Origin of the sequence: Pseudoalteromonas apostichopi (assembly GCF_030297135.1) — a bacterium.
GTDB classification, from domain to species: Bacteria; Pseudomonadota; Gammaproteobacteria; order Enterobacterales; family Alteromonadaceae; genus Pseudoalteromonas; species Pseudoalteromonas apostichopi.
Genome location: NZ_AP028065.1, coordinates 2,405,804 through 2,423,865, shown reverse-complemented (window position 1 = coordinate 2,423,865; position 18,062 = coordinate 2,405,804). Strand labels below are relative to the sequence as shown.

Below are 18,062 nucleotides of genomic sequence, written 5' to 3'. Positions count from 1 at the left end.
TATGACTCCACAACCAACTGATAATTATATGGTTACAATAGCAGAACGACTTACATCCGCCTACGCAAGAATTGCTCAAGCTGCAAAAAATAATCGCCGCGATGAGCAATCAATCAACCTATTGGCTGTTTCAAAAACAAAACCTGCCGACGATATTATTGCTGCCTATGAGCATGGCCAACGCCAGTTCGGCGAATCTTATGTCCAAGAAGCGGTAACAAAAGTAACAGCATTGGCTGATTATAAAGACATTATTTGGCACTTTATTGGCCCTATTCAATCAAATAAAAGTGCTCAAGTAGCCTCTCATTTTGATTGGGTGCAAAGTGTTGACCGCACAAAAATTGCAAAACGTCTTAATGAGCAACGGCCAGCCGATAAAGCGCCACTCAATGTATTAATACAAGTTAATATTAGTTTAGAAGAGGCTAAGTCAGGCTGCCACCCAGACGAGCTAATGGCATTGGCCGAATTTATCAGTCAATGCCCTAATTTATGCCTGCGAGGTTTGATGGCTATTCCTGCCAAAACCGATGATGCCCAGCTACAATTACAATATTTTGAGCAATTAAGCGCTTGCTTTGATAAACTAAAGGCCCAATATCCCCAAGTAGACACCTTGTCGATGGGTATGAGTAACGATGTTGAAGCAGCGATTGCTGCGGGTTCAACCATGGTACGCATTGGCACGGATATATTTGGCCAACGAAATTAAAAGGTGATAACAGACATATGTCAGACAAAAAAATCGCATTTATAGGCACGGGTAACATGAGCTACGCCATCATTGGCGGCATGGTAAAGAACGGTTTTGCAGCTAAAAACATCATTGCAACCAATCGCAACCAAGAAAAATTAGCTAAGGTTGCTGCTGATTTCGGGGTGCAAACTACCGCGGATAACAACGCGGCACTTCGCGATGCTGATGTAATTGTCTTATCTGTTAAACCACAAATGATGGGCGATCTTTGCCAATCATTCCAAGACTCTGGCGTTGATTTTAGCGACAAGCTATTTATTTCAGTGGCAGCGGGCCTTAGCGTAAACCGTTTACGTGAAATGCTAGGTCAAGACGTGAAAATGGTGCGTTGTATGCCTAATACACCATCATTACTCGGTCGTGGTGTTTCAGGTCTATATGGCGCAGGCGAAACCGCTGAAGAGCACAAGTTTGTACAACAAGTTTTTGAGTGTACAGGCATTGTTGTTTGGGTTGAGCAAGAGTCACAAATCAACGACATCATCGCTGTTACAGGTTCATCACCTGCTTACTTCTTCTTATTTATGGAAGCTATCGAAGAAAAAGCTAAAGCACTTGGCTTTAGTGATGAAGATGCGCGCCGTTTAGTACAACAAACTGCACTAGGCGCAGCCGAAATGGCACTTTCGCAACCAGACATCAGTATTGCTCAGCTACGTGCAAATGTAACCTCTAAAGGGGGTACCACTCACGAAGCGGTTGAGCATCTAAAATCACAAGGTTTAGTAGGTACTGTTGCAGATGCAATGGATGCCTGTATAGCCCGCGCTGAAGCGATGGAAAAAGAACTTTAAGCTTACTTTTAAGGTAAAATTATGCAAGCCATGCACTTTTTAGTTGGGATTATTTTTGATCTCTTTTTAATGGTGGTCCTTTTACGCTTTTGGTTACAAGCGGCAAAAGCTGACTTTTACAATCCTATGAGCCAGTTTGTGGTGAAAGCCACTTCGTTCGCAGTAAACCCGCTTCGTAAAATTATTCCAGGAGTGGGTGGCTTTGATATTGCTTCGTTAGTGCTTGCTTATTTAGTTGCAGTAGCGAAACTCAGTGTTATTTTTCTGATGTTTTATAATGCTTGGGCGCCAGGTCCGGTATTTATTCAGGCTTTAATAACTGTCGTTAAAGAAGGGTTAAACTTACTATTTTGGGTTTTAATTATTCGTGCTTTACTAAGCTGGGTAAGCCAAGGTTACAACCCAATTGAAGCTGTATTCCACCAGCTAACTGAACCTATGTTACGCCCTATTCGTAAGGTTATTCCACCACTAGGTGGTTTAGACTTATCAATCTTAGTGTTGATTATTGGTCTACAGTTTTTACAGTTTCTATTGTTGGATTTAATTGGCTAAACGTTTAGCGTGACGCAGTAAGGGGCCGAAAGGCCTCTTTTGTTAAGTGAGATATACCATGAAGCAATTTATTTATTTTTCTTTAATTGTATTAAGTTTATTTACAAGCTATGCCAAAGCGGATGAACAGGCAGGCGCTCAGTACAAGGTACTTGGCCCTTGGGAAGTTCACTACATTGCATTTCCATCGACCTTTATCCAGCCTAATATCGCCAAAAACTACGATTTAGAGCGTAGCCCTAGCAAAGGGATTATTAATATTTCGGTATTAAAAAACAGCGATAAAACAGCACAGACTGCAACTTTAACAGGCACAGCACGTAATTTGCTTGGCAATAAAAAGCAGCTTAAGTTTAAAGAAGTTGTTGAAGGCGATGCAATTTATTACCTAGCTCAAATCGATTATAGCAACGAAGAAATCTACCGTTTTGATATCGAAATAAATCAAAATGGCAAAGTACAAACGCTGAAGTTTCAGCAAAAATTTTACGTAGATTAATAGACCTATGAATAACACCTTGGTTTTAGCCACGGGTAACCCTGGCAAAGTAAAAGAGTTGGCAAGTATGCTCAGCCCTCTTAATATTAACGTGGTTCCACAAAGCGATTTTCAAGTACCAGACGTGCCTGAAACAGGCACCACATTTGTTGAAAACGCCATTATTAAAGCGCGCCATGCTGCAAAGATCACTGGCATGCCCGCTATTGCTGATGACTCAGGTCTTGAAGTTGACGGCCTAAATGGTGCACCGGGTGTATACTCTGCACGCTTTGCCGGAGCGGGTGCAAGCGATCAAGATAATATCGACAAGCTATTAAAAGAGCTTGCTGATAACCCAATTCGCAGTGCGCGTTTTTGGTGTGTTTTGGTATTAATGCGCCACGCCGACGACCCTACACCACTTATTTGTAGTGCCAGTTGGGAAGGCGAAATCACCCATAGCCAAGATGGTCAGGGTGGTTTTGGTTATGATCCTGTTTTTTACGTACCGTCTGAGCAATGCACTAGCGCTCAGTTAACTAAGGAGCAAAAAAATGCCCTTAGCCATCGCGGCCAAGCTTTAAAACAACTACTTGCGCAATTGCAGCAAAAAGGCGGCCTGTGAGTTTACCGCCTTTAAGTTTATATGTGCACGTGCCTTGGTGCGTGCAAAAGTGCCCATACTGTGACTTTAATAGCCATGGCCAAAAAGGCACAATCCCCGAAAAAGAATATGTTCAGCATCTAATTGATGATCTCAAGGCCGACTTGCACTTGGTGCAAGGGCGTAAAATCCACAGCATATTTATTGGTGGCGGTACCCCAAGCTTATTAACGGGTGACGCTTATACCCGCTTACTAGGTGAAGTCGACAGATTAATTGGCCTAAGTGATGACTGTGAAGTTACCCTAGAGGCTAATCCCGGTACCGTCGAAACAGGTCGCTTTAAAGAGTATGTTGCCGCTGGCATCAATCGTATTTCGATTGGCGTACAAAGCATGCAAAATGACAAGCTAAAAGCCCTTGGCCGTATTCATGGTGCTGACGAAGCAAGCTATGCAGCTAAACAGGCACACCAAGCGGGGTTAAATAGCTTTAACCTTGATTTAATGCATGGCTTACCCGGACAATCTCTTGAAGATGCCTTAAGCGACCTTGAAAAAATCATCGCGCTTAATCCTCCACACATATCTTGGTATCAACTAACGATTGAGCCGAATACTCAATTTGCTTCTAAGCCACCGACCTTACCGCATGACGACACTCTGTGGGATATTCAAGAACAAGGTCAAGCATTGCTGGCAGCTGCAGGTTATGAGCAATACGAGATCTCTGGCTACGCGAAGCCCGGCTACCAATGCCGTCATAACTTGAATTATTGGCGATTTGGCGATTATCTCGGTATCGGCTGCGGTGCACATGGTAAAATTACCGATGAAAATAAAGTCATCACCCGTACGGTGAAAGTAAAACACCCACGAGGTTATATGGATCTTGCCAAACCGTATTTATACGAACAATGGCAAGTAGCAGAAGACGACTTAGCTTTTGAATTCTTTATGAATCGTTTTCGTTTAGTCGAACCCTGCCCCAAAGCTGATTTACCTTTGCTTACAAGTTTGTCACTGCCAAGTCAGGAACAAGCCTTGACTGATGCAATTGCAAAAGGCTTACTAATTGATGATAAAGATAACTGGCAGGTAAGCCAAAAAGGCCACCGCTTTTTAAATGACCTGCTAGAATTATTCGTTTAAGAATTATAATTAAATTTCTAACAACTACAAAGGAACGATAATGCGTAAACTGACCTTCATCGCTGCGGCGGTAAGTGTTGCATTACTTGGCGGCTGCCAACAAATGCAAGAGCAACCGAAGCCTGCACCAAGTGTACAAAGCCAACCTGTACAAAGTGAAATCGATAAAGCAAATGCCTTCTTCGAAGATACTTTTAACCGTGATGTAATGAAAAGCCCTATCTATCAAACATACATGGGCATCAAAAAAGATTACGACAAATGGGACGATGGCAGTGAAGAGCGCGTTTTAGAAGACTTTGAACAAACTAAAGCTGATCTAGTTGCGCTTAAGGCAATTAACCGTGACCTATTAGATGACGCGACGAAAGTAAGCTACGACCTTAAAAAGCAAGATTTAGAAAACGAAATTGCTGATTTCAAATGGCGTCATTACAACTACCCAGTGAACCAAATGTTTGGTGTTCACTCGATGATCCCAGCGTTTTTAATCAACCAACATCAAATTGCTGATGTGTCAGATGCTAAAGCGTATATCTCACGTTTAAATGGTGTTACAACGGTTATTGATCAACTAATCAAAGACCTTGAAGTACGTGCAGATAAAGGCATTATCGCCCCTAAGTTTGTTTTCCCACACGTAATTGATTCAAGCAATAATATCTTACGCGGCGCACCATTCCATGATGGTGAAGACTCAACGTTACTTGCTGACTTTAAACGTAAAGTAAACGCATTAGAGATTGCCGACAGCGAAAAATCAGCACTTATCAGCGATGCAGAAAAAGCCTTAAAAGCAGCAGTAAAACCTTCTTACACTAAACTAATTAACTTCTTAGCTCAGTTAGAAAAGCGCGCTGATGACCGTGATGGTGCTTGGAAATTCCCTGACGGCGAAGCGTTCTACAACAATGCGCTAGCACGTACCACAACAACTGATTTAACAGCGAAAGAAATTCACACAATCGGTTTAGCTGAAGTCGCGCGTATTCACGACGAAATGCGTGAGATTAAGGACAAAGTAGGCTTTAAAGGTGACCTTAAAGCATTCATGCAATTCATGAAAACTGATAAGCAGTTCTACTACCCGAATACCGCTGAAGGTAAACAACGTTACCTTGATGAGGCAACAGCGCTTATCGATAACATGAAGTCTCGTCTAGACGAGCTATTCATAGTTAAGCCAAAAGCAGACCTTAAGGTTAAAGCTGTTGAAGCATTCCGCGAAAAAGCAGCAGGTAAAGCGTTCTACCAACAACCTGCACCAGATGGTTCACGCCCAGGTATTTATTACGCAAACCTTTACGATATGGAAGCAATGCCAACATACCAAATGGAAGCACTTGCATACCACGAAGGTATTCCAGGTCACCACATGCAAATTGCTATCGCGCAAGAGCTTGAAGGTGTGCCTAAGTTCCGTAAGTTTGGCGGCTACACAGCCTACGTTGAAGGTTGGGGTTTATACTCTGAGCTAGTACCAAAAGAAATGGGCTTATACGAAGACCCGTATTCAGATTTTGGTCGTCTTGCGATGGAATTATGGCGTGCATGTCGCCTAGTAGTAGATACAGGTATCCATGCTATGAAGTGGACTCGTCAAGAAGGTATCGACTACTACGTAAATAACACACCAAATGCGACGTCTGATGGCGTTAAAATGGTTGAGCGTCACATTGTAATGCCTTCACAAGCAACGGCATACAAAGTGGGCATGCTGAAAATTTTAGAGCTTCGTGAAGCGGCTAAAGAAAAACTAGGCGATAAATTCGATATTCGTGAATTCCACGACGTAGTACTTAAAAATGGTGCAGTACCATTAAACGTACTTGAGAAGTTTGTTGACCAATGGGTTGCTAAGAAACAGGCAGCTTAAACAATAAAGACTTGAAAAAGGCCGCTCAGCGGCCTTTTTTATTTATTTAAACAAGTAGTTGAGCTATAAATGTATAAATAATAAAAAGCGAGTATTTCCATGCAAAGCGCGATTGAGCAATTGAACAGCCGACTACAACATCATCAGTTAAAAGAACTCATTGCCGATTACCAAAGTTTATCGGGGGTTTTGCAAGCGGCACAATTACAACATATCTATCAATTAGCTTGCAGTAGTGAAGTTAAATATTTGTTTTTACAAAATGTGGCAGCGCATTTACTCGAAGCAAGCCCGCTACCAAGTGAAGCTGTGGGCTTGATTGATGATATCGATAAATTGAGTTTTTTCACTCCAGGCCTTAAGTTTCAAAATGCCTTTTGCGTAACAGACAACCAAGGGAATACCCTACTACATCATTTATTTACTCAGTGTCAGCCCGATAAACTGCCCTTTAATTATTTGCGCTCGTTAATGTTATTTGAAAGCAACGAGAGCCTAGGAAGTGCGTTAAAAACATTAAATAAGCAGCAGCTCACCCCTATTGGTTGCTTTATAGCGCAAAACACGACAACCCAAATGCTAGCAAAACATGAGTTTTCAGCATTATTAGCCATGATGGAAGTAGACCAAAGCCATAGCCCAACTGCTGTCAGTGCCTTGATAAATACTCTCAAGCATTTTTACAGTGCCAATAAACCAACGAGTAGTGATAGCAAAGTTCTACTGTGTGCGGCCTATTTGCAGGTACCAACGGCGCAGTTATTAAACGCGCTCAATCAATAACTCCATGAATAAGGATGTTGTTAAAGCGTTTTTATCGCTCAGCAGCTTTACAGCCCTTAACCACGGTAGCCGTATTGTACTTACCTTGTGCCTTGCAAGGTTATTAAGTACTGATGAGTTTGGCACGTTCGCGGCATTACTCGCACTTTGTGAAATTCTTTTATTACCGGCGAGCATGGGTTTTGCATCGTCTTTAATGCGTATTAGCTATCCGCTCTTCAAGGCTCAGCAACATGAGTTATTACGCGGCTTAAAACATGTTTATTTAGCTGCATCTTGTTTATTCGGGGTGATTTTTGTCGCTGCTGTGGTGATTAGCTTTCAGGCTATTTCACCGCACCAAAGCGCCCAAGAGCATGTGGTTTATTTACTATTACTGGTGCCAATTGGCGCCATTATGCAAAGCCAATCTGCTTTTTTAGTGGCTTTAAACAAACCCAAAATTGGCCTGATAACGCAGCAGTGTATCTTTGAATTGCTAACGGCTGGGTTTTGCTTTTTAGTCTATCTAATACGTGGTGACTTATCTTTAGTCGAGATTTGTATCCTGTTGTTTTGTAGCATCTTATGTGTGGTCATTTATCAATATTGGTTAATCAAAAAAATGATCGTCGCAAGCACTGCCCGCTACCAAACCAAGCAATGGTGTAAAGACTCATTGATCATGCTCGCCAGTGGCGCAGGAACCGTGTTGGTAGCAAAACTCGATGTCTTACTGGTGCATCACTGGTTTGGTGCACAAGGCGTGAGTATCTTCTTTCCTGCGGTAGTGATTGCTGGCTTACTGACTATTTTAGGCAATGCTGCCAACCAATATTTAAAACCCATTTTAATGGCTGATGAGACGACCGAGCAGCAACTTAGCGAGTTAATGAAAGTGGTATGGCGTTTTAACTTTGCCGCTATTTTTATACTCGCCCTGCTCGCAAAGCCACTACTCACTCTCTATGGCGAAAGCCAATTGCAAGAAGGGTTTTGGATTTTAATGCTGCTGTTACTCGGGCAGCTGTTATTACCAGCAAGAATTTTAGCCAGTAGCATGATCAAGTTAAAAGGGAACCCGCTTATCAACTTGTACGTATTGCTTGGCGCAACCAGTGTCACGGTTTTAATGGCAGTACTGTTAAAAGATCAGTTTGGCTTATTGGGGGTGGCTGTGGCATTTAGTGGTGGCTTTATGCTAGGTGCGCTTTGCCGCATGGTTATTGTATGCACACGCATGCGGCTGCCTTTATCTGTGGTATTGGGTTTAGTCAGATAGATAATATTCAACACTGGTAACAACACGCACTTTTTTCAGCTGAGGTGTGTTTGAATCTCTATCTGTTATTGAAAACTGCCCCTGACGCGCTGTTTTAATTTTACCTAATTTAGACTGTGAATCTTTGGCAAATTTCATTGCTACTTCGCGGGCTTTTTCGGTTGCTTCTTGAATCATATTTGGCTTAATTTCATTTAAGCCATTAAATAAATATTGAATACGCGTTTCGTAATTGTCTTGTACTATCGCGATGCCTTGCTTCGCTAATTGGCTTACTGCGCCTAAGGCATGTTGCACTTTTTCGATGTCATTTGAATAAACAATGACATTATTACGGGCAATATAACGAAACTGCTGATTCTCGCCGCCATATTCACGGGCTTGCTTATCAATAATGGATTGACTACCAAGGCTGATTTCTTCATCACTAAAACCATGTAACTTTAAAAAAGCCACAACCGCATCGCTTTTCTCTTCAACTCGACCAACTAATTTTTCAAGATTATTGTCGGCATCTGAAAACTGTAATGGCCAAATAACGGTGTCAGCTGGCACTTCCATTTCAGCTAAACCTTTAACGTGGACAGTGCGCTCCATACCCTTTACATCAAGGGCCGCACTTTTCAAAATAAAACCTAATCCAAGTAAACCAACCGCTAATGCACACGCTGCAATAACGATATTAAATGGTTGCGTCTTATTCATGCTTTTCTCCTTGATGTAGGTCACTGTTTTTGACTCGAAAAGTAGTTATAAACAGGTTATCTTATGAGTATCACTTTTAATACTTTAGAAGCGTGTCGGTTCTAGTTTGGGTGTATTAAACTTAACAGACCCTGAAGTTTTAACAAACAGCGCAAGCGAAGGAAACAGCATGAGCGTTAAACGTATTAGCCATTTTTTTAATCCTAAATCGGTCGCGGTCATTGGCGCCTCAAATTCCCCTAATCGAGCGGGTTTTGTGGTGATGCGCAATTTGCTACAAGGGGGCTTTAAAGGCCCGATCATGCCGGTTAGTTTAAATCACAGCGCTGTACACGGGGTATTAGCCTATCCAAGCATTGCTGCACTGCCAAAAGTACCCGACCTTGCCGTTATTTGTACTAACAAAAATACCTTAATCAACATCATTAATGAACTTGGTGAGCTTGGCTGTAAACATGCGGTGGTGATTGCTGCGGGTTTAAATGTAGAACAAAAACAAGCATTAAAAGAGGCTGCAACTCAAGCAAATGTGTCTTTACTAGGACCTAACTGCTTAGGCTTACTCATTCCTCATATCGGCTTAAATGCCAGTTTTTCCCATACGATTGCCAGTCCAGGAAAACTCGCCTTTGTATCCCAATCAGCGGCCGTTTGTTCAACAATCCTTGATTGGGCCAAAAATAAAGAGATTGGCTTTTCATATTTTGTGTCTGTCGGTGACTGCCTTGATATCGACTTTGATGAGTTACTCGACTTTTTAGGCCGAGATGCAAAAACCAAAGCTATCTTGTTGTATATCGATAATATTGAAGATATTCGTAGCTTTATTTCCGCAGCTAGAGCCGCTGCGTTTAGTAAACCCGTAATTGCCATTAAAACCGGTAAAACCAGTGCGGGCGCTCTTGCTGCAGAGATCCATACTGGTGGCAAGCAAAGCTCAGATGCAGTCTATGATGCGCTATTCCAGCGAGCAGGTATGCTAAGGGTAAACGACTTACGTGAGCTTTTTGCTGCTACACAAACACTGGCAATGCACCCAAAATTACTAAAAGTCGAACAACTGACTATCTTAACAAATGGTGGCGGCCCAGGTGTCATGGCAGTGGATACGCTATTACAGAGCTCAGGAAAACTAGCTGAGCTTAGCGACGAGACCAGAGCGGCGCTTAATAAAGTGATCCCGCAATCAGAGATGACCTCGAATCCGGTGGATATTTTTGGTGACTCAGCACCAAGGCGCTATCAACAAGCCTTAGAAATCTTGCTGCAAGCCAAAGAAGTCAAAAACTTACTGATCATTCACACTCCTTCTGCTTTAGCGCCAAGTGAAGACTATGCTGAGATCATTGTCGAAACCTTAGAAAAAATCCCTAAAATGGCTCGGCCTTATGTTATGACGAACTTTATGGGTGAAGATGCTGCGTATGCCGCACGTAAAGTCTGCGCTAATAATGCCATTCCAACTTACCGTACACCTGAAGGTGCGGTTGGTGCATTTATGCACTTAGTGAGCTATCGTCGTAACCAAAAGCACTTAACGCAAACCCCTGAATCGAATACTGATGATGCGAAGATAAATAAAGACGCAGCTCGCGCTGTGGTGAATGAATTTTTAGCCGAAGAGCAAAGCTATTTATCAACCCATGAAGCAAGCCAAATACTCACTCATTATGGCATTGATTGTATTCAAACAGAGGTTGCTTACACGCCAACAGAAGCAAAAGAACAAGCCATAGAGCTGGGCTTTCCGGTAGCATTAAAACTAATCAGCCCAAGCATTCCTTCAAAATCAGAAGTCGGTGGCGTGGTACTTAATTTAAATGATGCGCAAGAAGTTGAGCAAACAGCTTTTGCCATGCTGCTACGAATCAAAAACACCTACCCTGATGCCCATATTGAAGGCTTTTCATTGCAAAAGATGGCGCCACGAGCAGGTGCTAATGAGCTGCGTATCGCTATTAAAACAGAGCCTAACTTTGGCCCAGTGATCTTACTTGGTGAAGCAGGTACCGGACTTGAATTCGCTCAAGCTGCAGTGGCATTACCACCACTTAATATGAACTTGGCAAAATACCTGATTGCTGCAGCGCACGATAAAGGCGTACTTAAAGATCGCGTACTACCAGAAAAAGTCGATAAGTATCGCTTATGCGCCTTGCTAACACGTATCTCGCAGCTTGTAATCGATCAACCCGATATAATCAGTGTCGAACTAAATCCTATTTTAGCCAGCAATGGACAATTTTTAGTACTTGATGCGACAATTGGCCTGAGCCGTTATAAAGCAAAAGCAAATCGTAAACGTTTGTGTATTCGCCCCTACCCTATTGAACTGGTTAAAGAAGTTACTCTTAAAAATAACACTCAAGCACAATTAAGACCTATAAAACCTGAAGATGAACAAGCACATTTAGAGTTTGATCAGTCACTGAGTAAAGAAGACAGATATAAGCGCTTTTTTGGTGAGTTACCGCAATTTAATCATGATCAGCTGGCAAAAATGACGCAAATTGATTATGACCGAGAAATGGCATTTATTGTCAGCCAAGAGCAAAACGGCTCAGCCTGCACACTAGGGGTTTCTCGGGTGTTGATGGATCCTGACAAGCTAGATGCAGAGTTTGCAATTGTGGTGCGCTCTGACTGCCAAGGTTTAGGGCTCGGTACAATACTAATGAATGCCGCGATTGAGCATTGTAAAAACCAAGGCGTTAAACAAATTGCCGGGATCACCCTGCCGGAAAACACTGGCATGATTGAGCTGGCACGAAAACTAGGGTTTAAGATCACCCGCGATTTTGAAGAAGGCAGCATTAATATGGTGCTAAAACTAAACTAATAAATGGATCATTATTTTGCAGCGGTTAAGAAATTACACAGCGCGCGTTTTTGAAGGCAACGGCAAGTATCGGCGTATTGGTCGTACACTTGACGTGTTCTTAATGTCACTGATCATGATCAATGTAGTGGCGATTGTTTTAGAGTCGGTCGGCCCTTTAGCAAAACAATATCATCACGAATTTTTAATGATTGAGCTGATTTCTGTCGGTATTTTCACCTTAGAGTATGTACTTAGACTTTGGTGTTGTGTAGATAAAAGCGCACATAAAGAAAGCCCGTTAACAAACTCAAAAATTCGTATTAAGTATTTCTTTTCGCCTATGGCGCTGATTGATCTCATTGCCATTTTACCCACCATTTTAATGGTGTTTGTGAGTGTTGATTTACGTTTCTTACGAGTACTTAGGTTGATGCGGATCTTTAAGCTCACTCGTTATTCACGCGCCATGCAACTACTTTTAAACTCATTTAAAGAAGAAAGCAGTTCCTTGCTTGCGGCATTTTTTATAATGGCTGTGGTGCTGATCATCGCTTCATGTGGTATTTATTTAATTGAACATGATGTTCAGCCCGATAAATTTGGCTCTATCCCTGCAGCAATGTGGTGGGCAATGGTCACACTAACAACCGTTGGTTATGGCGATGTCGTGCCTGTGACCCCCCTTGGTCGCTTATTTGGTGGCGCTATTACACTCGTTAGTATGGGCATGGTGGCAATTCCAACCGGTTTGTTAGCTTCGAGTTTTTCTGAGCAGCTACGAAAACGTAGACAAGTTTTTACCGATGCGGTACACGAAGCTATTGAAGATGGCCATCTTTCACCCGTTGAAGAGGAACACTTAGAAAACTTGCGTTATAAACTAGGGTTAAGTCAGCAAGAGGCGAACAAAGCGATTCATAACGAACTGAAAAACCGTAATCGTAGCCTTTATTGCCGCCATTGCGGAAAGCGCCAAGATTAACTAAAAGGGTAAAGCGTTTAGCTTTACCCTAAAAACTCATCGCTCCACTGTGTATCTAAAAGCGCTTTCACTTCGTCTCCCGCCACAGGTTTGCTGAACAAATAACCTTGGAAATACTCACACCCTAAAGAACGTAAGAATTGTAACTGGGTGCGATTTTCAACTCCTTCAGCTACACACTCTTTACCTAAACTTTTTGCAAGGGTAAGTGTTGAGTTAATGATAGCCTCATCGCCTTTATCAACTCCGATGTCATTAACAAAGCTCTTGTCTATTTTCAGTACATCGACCGGGAAACGTTTTAAATAGGTCAGTGAGGCATAGCCCGTACCAAAGTCATCCATATAAATACGACAACCTAGCGCTTTGAGCTTTTCCATACTTTGCTGCGCTTTATCCGAATCATGCATCATAACTGATTCGGTGATTTCAAAAACTAATGCACTCGCAGGTACATTAATTGCGCTTATTGATTGATGTATTTTTTCAACCAGATTTTCGCTTTCAAAATCAAGGGCGGAGAGATTAATTGAAATATATAAATCAGGATGCGTAGTACGCCACTGGCGCAATTCAATCAATGCTCTCGATAGAGTTTGCAACATAATTTTGGTAATAAGCCCTGAACTTTCTGCGGCATTAGCGAAGTCTTCAGGTTTATATTCATCATTACTCGGCCAACGTAGAAGCACTTCAAGCCCTGCAACTTGGCAAGTTTCTGCGCTTACTATTGGCTGATAAAAATTACAAAACTCGTGCTCTTGGTAAGCTTTACTTAACTGAGATTCTAAATGCAAAGTGCGCTGCACTTGTAAATTCATTTCTTGCTTATAGAACTGATAACACCCTTCAACATGACTTTTCGCGTGATAAAGTGCCACATTAGCTGCTTTTAATAACGCTTTTGTGTCTTTTGCATCATCTGGGTAAACAGCAACACCGACGCTAAGGTTTACTTTTACCGCTTGTTGGCTCAGTTCAATATGTGTATCAACACAATCCATTACTTTAGCGCATAGTAATAGTAATTCATCCAGCTGTTTAAAATCTTCAGCAAGGATCACAAACTCATCACCATCGAAACGTGCCACACTATCTTGCGGGCGAAGTACATGCTTTAAGCGCTTAGCAACTCGCTTGATTAGTTCATCTGATTCTTCGCGCCCAAGTGAATCATTAAAATGCTTAAAGCGCTTAATATTAACGTTTAATAACGCCACTTTTGTTTGATGATAATCAGCCTGTTCAATAGCGTGGACCACCCGATCATTAAACAAGGTTTTATTAGGTAGGCCGGTTAAAGCATCATAATTAGCGAGTAAATGTAGCTCACTTTCAGCCAGCTTTTGCGCGCTAATATCAGTAACAATAATCACATAGCTATCAAGTTGGCGGTTATTACCTGCTACTGCACTTATTTTTATCAATACTTGGCGCTTTTCACCGCTCGCAACTGAAACTACATCTTCTGCAGAGAAGTGCTCACCAGATTTAAGCTTTTGCATAATGCGCAAGTAATGAATTCGTGTAGGAATTGGCATCCCTAAGGTTAACGAGCGACTAGAACGCGGCTCAGCCGGAAAACCAAATGCATCTTGAAAGGATTTATTGGTAGCTCGAATACGTAAGTTTTTATCTAAGATAAATACCCAGTCTCGTGTTTGTTCGAATGCCGCACCAAACAAGCGAGCATTTTCCTCAAATACTAACTCACGAGTCATATTCGTATAAGTGCCTGCTACTTTTTCAGGAGCATTGCCTTGCCATTCAACCACTTTGCCAAAGTCTTTATACCAACGCCAATTACCATCGGCATGACGCAGCCTGTAAGTACAATTGAAATAACCTTTTTGAGTCGATAAAAACTCTAACCACTCTAAACGGAAGGTTTGTTTATCATGTGGGTGAATCTTTGCTAAATAATCATCTAAGTTTACGCTATCGGTCTCATAGCCGAGCTCATTTTTAAGACGTGGTTGATAAATAATTGGGCTTTGCGATGACCAATCCCATACACCTGAATGACTACCTTCAAGAGCGAGCTTTAATCGCGCTTCACTCTCTTTACTTTCTTTATGAGCTGCTAGCAATATTTGTTGCATTCGATTACGTCTAAATATCCAAGCAGCTACAAATAGTGCAACCAGAATCACATATAAAATAATGAAGTGTGGTGCGCGCCAAAGTGGGTATTTTACTTCGATATTCAAAATAGCGGGCGGCGTTAAATCTCCCGTTAATGGATCTTTAGCCCAAACTTTAAGATGGTATTTTCCTGCGCTGAGTTTAGGGAATAACACACGGTTGTTATTTCGTGTGTACGTTTTTTGGCCATCCCCAAGCTGATATTCATAAATAATACGCTCTTGATAATTGAATGCCATTGCCGAAAACGCAACTTCTAATCCTATATCATCATGCTCAAGGACAACACTGTCGATTGGCTGTTTTAACTCAGCGGGTAAATCACGAGACATCAAATCAAGATTAGTGATATTAACGTGATCAATTAAAGCTTGCTGATAGTGGTTATCCATTGGATAAAAGTAAGTAAATCCTTTTAACGTACCATAGACAATTTGCCCTGATTCAAGCTTAGTAAATGCACCACTATTAAACTCGGTTGAGAATAACCCCTCTGAGCCAGTAAACTGTTGAAAGTGCAGATTATTTGGATTTAGTCGCCATAATCCTTTGTGGCTACTCATCCATATCATGCCCGCTTCATCAAGTACCATATCGTAAAGCAATGTACCTAACTTATTCTTTTCTAAATCAATTGTGTAAATATGTTCATAAGTATCGGCATCTAAACCAATCAAACCAAAATTCGATAATGATAACCACAGTACATTGTTGTTATCTATGATGTATGACATCACATTCACAGCCACATTTTCGTGTTGCTCTGGGACTGTATAAATCGTGGTTAGTTCGTATGTGTTAGGATCTACTTGATAGAGAATACCTGCATTATAAAATAGAGGTGCCTCTGGGTTAGATGATAATGCAGGCAAAAAACCGTAAGCTAAGAACGGCTCAAACTCATCAAATTTACCGCCTAACCGGGTGACTTTTTGGCTATCAATATTATAAACAAACATGCCGTAATCAGGATGAACATAGTAAAGGTCACCCGATGGCATCAACAATATGCCATGAACCCAATCATTAATTAAAACCTGTTTCTCTGGATCTGCCGCTTTTACTGGTGTTGCCTGCCCTGTTTTCGGATCAAAACTTAAAACGCCTCGATTGGTATGTAACCATAGCTTATCTTTATAGGGCATTACTTGGTAGATACTAAACTCAGTTGTAATAAGATCGACTTGATAATCCTTTAAGAAAACCTCGCTTTCGTAAGTTTCTAAATCAACCGCTGTTAAACCATTATGCGTAGCAAGCCAAAGGCGATTTTGAAACTCTGTAATACTCCAAATTGAATGATGAGATAATCCATCACCCTTTAATGTATTGGCTGTAACATTGATAAAGTTGTAGTTATCATAAGATTGGTAAAAGGCACCGTCATTTTTGGTTGCTAGCCACATCCCACCAGAACGGTCTTTCACTATATCAATAATGCTGGTATCAGCTAGAGTATAGCCACTTTCTTTTAAGCGCATATTCTTAACTAACTCGCCAGTTTCTAGGTTATATTCAAATAAGCCCTTATCAGTGCCTAAGGTAACTGAGTTAGCCTCTGGAATAATCTTCCAAATATTCAAATCACTGATCAGTGATTTATTTTTAAAGGCGATGTCAGGAGTATCAAACATGGCTTGCAAATTACTAATATCTACCTGATATAGTCCTCTCACAGCCCCAACTAACAAAGTATTGTTGTTTATCACCGAGAATGACTTCACATAGTTTTGGTAGATGTGGCTTGGCTCATTTTGCAAATGTTCTAACTTACGGACCTTGCCAGATGCAAGTTCATAAACATAGGCGCCATTGCTAGTGCCCATAAAGATAAAACCTTGATACGCGTAAAGTTCACGTATAACACTGCTTTTTACCCGCTCAGGAATTTCAAAAATAGAGGTGATTTTTTTCGTTTCTAAGTCTAGCTTGGCAAAATCCCAACCACGCCCTAGCCATAGTGTTTTGTCATCAACCGCCACCATACTAAACACTGACTCAATAAAAATTTGCTCTTCAGTGGTAGGTTTAGCAATAAACTGCTGATAAGTGTCGGTGGTGGGATCATAACGGAATAAACCCGCTTGTAGGGAAGCTATCCAGATATAACCTTGCGGGTCTTGGTAAATACGGTCAATGATTGAGTCTTCAAGTTCACCATTAGGGCCTTTGATATGCACAACCTGATAACCATCGTAACGATTGAGGCCCCCTTCAGTCGATAACCATAAGTATCCACTATTATCGATGAGCATGGTGTTAACATAACTTTGTGATAAGCCTTCACTTGTTGATAAACGTTTTACCTGGGAAAAGGCAGAATGGCTAAACAAGCCACAAGTCAAAATAAAAAATAACGCTATACTGGAGAAGAACTTAGTCATTGACGTTCCAAATTGCTAACTTGGCACTGTGTCACGCGTAAAGTGCATCGCAACTACTTTTCGATGCGCATATACCTCAAACAACGATTGCAAAGAATTGGGTAATGTTAATGCATAGTTAAACCCATTTTGTAGATAAAGATCAATCAGATTTTGGTACACGAAGGTAAAAACGGTACCTTTTTGTGCATCAGTTACAGTAGTAAGCAATTGTGAGGCTATCTTTTGACCCCGCCACATTTCATCAACATAAAGAGTAGACAAAAACAATTGTCCTGATTGGTCTTGAACCCGGCAGGCAGCAATTATTTCTAACTCATTGTAAACAACCCACACCTAGTCCGCTTTGGTCGCTCGACCACGGGCATTGTTTTTGTCATAAAATTTATTTACTAAGGGCGTTTTAATCGGCTCAAGTAAACAAAATCTGAAGTCTGCCATGTTAGCTCATTAGCGAAAGGTAATGCTCAAATTGCTGCTTAAGAAAAGCTTGCTCAGAGATAGGGCGATTGTTTATTGCAGTATAGACGCCCTCACGCGTGTTTTTTCCACGCTTTATTTGATAGGCCCAAAAAGACGCTTCGTAATCCAATTGAATTTGATATTTTTGCTCTCGCGGCAATTTACATAAATTGAAACTCATACTTTCTCAGCAATAAATTTTTTGATTTAACAAGTATAACAAAATTAGACCGCTTTAATCGCTTTTATTAGGCTAAAAAGACCACGACAAACTTGATTTTGGAGGCACATATAAGTA

The 18,062-nt window shown here is 41.4% G+C and carries 15 protein-coding genes; 11 read left to right on the top strand and 4 right to left on the bottom strand.

Features of this window, described 5'->3' with window-relative positions; all coding sequences use genetic code 11:
• Position 1 precedes the first annotated feature (1 nt).
• From QUE86_RS10930 to QUE86_RS10890, 9 genes are all read left to right on the top strand, one after another.
• A complete protein-coding gene (locus QUE86_RS10930) occupies positions 2-715 on the top strand; it encodes a YggS family pyridoxal phosphate-dependent enzyme (RefSeq protein WP_130049643.1) in 714 nt (237 codons plus the stop codon).
• A gap of 17 nt (positions 716-732) precedes the next feature.
• Positions 733-1,554, top strand: coding sequence for a pyrroline-5-carboxylate reductase (gene proC, locus QUE86_RS10925; RefSeq protein WP_130049644.1), 822 nt, complete (start codon positions 733-735; stop codon positions 1,552-1,554).
• A 21-nt stretch (positions 1,555-1,575) separates the two neighbouring features.
• A complete protein-coding gene (locus QUE86_RS10920) occupies positions 1,576-2,109 on the top strand; it encodes a YggT family protein (protein WP_130049645.1) in 534 nt (177 codons plus the stop codon).
• Between the two features lie 58 nt (positions 2,110-2,167).
• On the top strand, positions 2,168-2,608 hold the full coding sequence (locus tag QUE86_RS10915; RefSeq protein WP_178926612.1) for a DUF4426 domain-containing protein: 441 nt from the start codon (positions 2,168-2,170) through the stop codon (positions 2,606-2,608).
• Between the two features lie 7 nt (positions 2,609-2,615).
• A complete protein-coding gene (locus tag QUE86_RS10910) occupies positions 2,616-3,215 on the top strand; it encodes an XTP/dITP diphosphatase (protein WP_250661690.1) in 600 nt (199 codons plus the stop codon).
• Positions 3,212-4,345, top strand: a complete 1,134-nt coding sequence (gene hemW, locus QUE86_RS10905) for a radical SAM family heme chaperone HemW (RefSeq protein WP_130049647.1) — start codon at positions 3,212-3,214, stop codon at positions 4,343-4,345. The genes QUE86_RS10910 and hemW overlap by 4 nt, the downstream gene beginning before the upstream one ends.
• 40 nt (positions 4,346-4,385) lie before the next feature.
• A complete protein-coding gene (locus tag QUE86_RS10900; protein ID WP_130049648.1) occupies positions 4,386-6,221 on the top strand; it encodes a DUF885 domain-containing protein in 1,836 nt (611 codons plus the stop codon).
• A 99-nt stretch (positions 6,222-6,320) separates the two neighbouring features.
• On the top strand, positions 6,321-7,004 hold the full coding sequence (locus tag QUE86_RS10895) for a hypothetical protein (RefSeq protein WP_250661689.1): 684 nt from the start codon (positions 6,321-6,323) through the stop codon (positions 7,002-7,004).
• Between the two features lie 4 nt (positions 7,005-7,008).
• On the top strand, positions 7,009-8,265 hold the full coding sequence (locus QUE86_RS10890) for a lipopolysaccharide biosynthesis protein (protein WP_286257171.1): 1,257 nt from the start codon (positions 7,009-7,011) through the stop codon (positions 8,263-8,265).
• Here QUE86_RS10890 and QUE86_RS10885 read toward each other — a convergent pair.
• Positions 8,254-8,970 carry an SIMPL domain-containing protein gene (locus QUE86_RS10885; RefSeq protein ID WP_286257170.1) on the bottom strand — a complete coding sequence of 239 codons (717 nt, stop codon included), beginning with the start codon at positions 8,968-8,970 and terminating at the stop codon, positions 8,254-8,256. The genes QUE86_RS10890 and QUE86_RS10885 overlap by 12 nt on opposite strands.
• A 169-nt stretch (positions 8,971-9,139) precedes the next feature.
• Here QUE86_RS10885 and QUE86_RS10880 point away from each other — a divergent pair, with 169 nt between their 5' ends.
• Together QUE86_RS10880 and QUE86_RS10875 are read left to right on the top strand one after the other, a co-directional pair.
• Positions 9,140-11,809, top strand: coding sequence for a bifunctional acetate--CoA ligase family protein/GNAT family N-acetyltransferase (locus QUE86_RS10880; RefSeq protein ID WP_239977921.1), 2,670 nt, complete (start codon positions 9,140-9,142; stop codon positions 11,807-11,809).
• A 16-nt stretch (positions 11,810-11,825) separates the two neighbouring features.
• Entirely contained in the window at positions 11,826-12,773 is a 948-nt protein-coding gene (locus QUE86_RS10875; RefSeq protein ID WP_306173845.1) for an ion transporter, read from the top strand.
• A gap of 23 nt (positions 12,774-12,796) precedes the next feature.
• Here the strand turns inward: QUE86_RS10875 and QUE86_RS10870 are convergent, their stop codons facing one another.
• The 3 genes from QUE86_RS10870 to QUE86_RS10860 all read right to left on the bottom strand — a co-directional run bounded on the left by QUE86_RS10870 (position 12,797) and on the right by QUE86_RS10860 (position 17,945).
• The gene (locus QUE86_RS10870; protein WP_130049654.1) at positions 12,797-17,302 is read right to left on the bottom strand and encodes an EAL domain-containing protein; all 4,506 of its coding nucleotides are present in this window, start codon (positions 17,300-17,302) and stop codon (positions 12,797-12,799) included.
• A gap of 15 nt (positions 17,303-17,317) precedes the next feature.
• Positions 17,318-17,638: a GNAT family N-acetyltransferase gene (locus tag QUE86_RS10865; protein WP_286257169.1), complete on the bottom strand. Its 321-nt coding sequence runs from the start codon at positions 17,636-17,638 to the stop codon at positions 17,318-17,320.
• Between the two features lie 106 nt (positions 17,639-17,744).
• Positions 17,745-17,945: a DUF3283 family protein gene (locus QUE86_RS10860; protein WP_130049656.1), complete on the bottom strand. Its 201-nt coding sequence runs from the start codon at positions 17,943-17,945 to the stop codon at positions 17,745-17,747.
• Positions 17,946-18,062: the final 117 nt, after the last annotated feature.

Coding starts and splice junctions, on each gene's coding strand:
- QUE86_RS10890 (WP_286257171.1), top strand. CDS start 7,009: ATGAATAAGGATGTTGTTAAAGCGTTTTTATCGCTCAGCAGCTTTACA.
- QUE86_RS10920 (WP_130049645.1), top strand. CDS start 1,576: ATGCAAGCCATGCACTTTTTAGTTGGGATTATTTTTGATCTCTTTTTA.
- QUE86_RS10860 (WP_130049656.1), bottom strand. CDS start 17,945: ATGAGTTTCAATTTATGTAAATTGCCGCGAGAGCAAAAATATCAAATT.
- QUE86_RS10900 (WP_130049648.1), top strand. CDS start 4,386: ATGCGTAAACTGACCTTCATCGCTGCGGCGGTAAGTGTTGCATTACTT.
- QUE86_RS10880 (WP_239977921.1), top strand. CDS start 9,140: ATGAGCGTTAAACGTATTAGCCATTTTTTTAATCCTAAATCGGTCGCG.
- QUE86_RS10910 (WP_250661690.1), top strand. CDS start 2,616: ATGAATAACACCTTGGTTTTAGCCACGGGTAACCCTGGCAAAGTAAAA.
- QUE86_RS10915 (WP_178926612.1), top strand. CDS start 2,168: ATGAAGCAATTTATTTATTTTTCTTTAATTGTATTAAGTTTATTTACA.
- QUE86_RS10885 (WP_286257170.1), bottom strand. CDS start 8,970: ATGAATAAGACGCAACCATTTAATATCGTTATTGCAGCGTGTGCATTA.
- QUE86_RS10895 (WP_250661689.1), top strand. CDS start 6,321: ATGCAAAGCGCGATTGAGCAATTGAACAGCCGACTACAACATCATCAG.
- QUE86_RS10870 (WP_130049654.1), bottom strand. CDS start 17,302: ATGACTAAGTTCTTCTCCAGTATAGCGTTATTTTTTATTTTGACTTGT.
- proC (WP_130049644.1), top strand. CDS start 733: ATGTCAGACAAAAAAATCGCATTTATAGGCACGGGTAACATGAGCTAC.
- QUE86_RS10930 (WP_130049643.1), top strand. CDS start 2: ATGACTCCACAACCAACTGATAATTATATGGTTACAATAGCAGAACGA.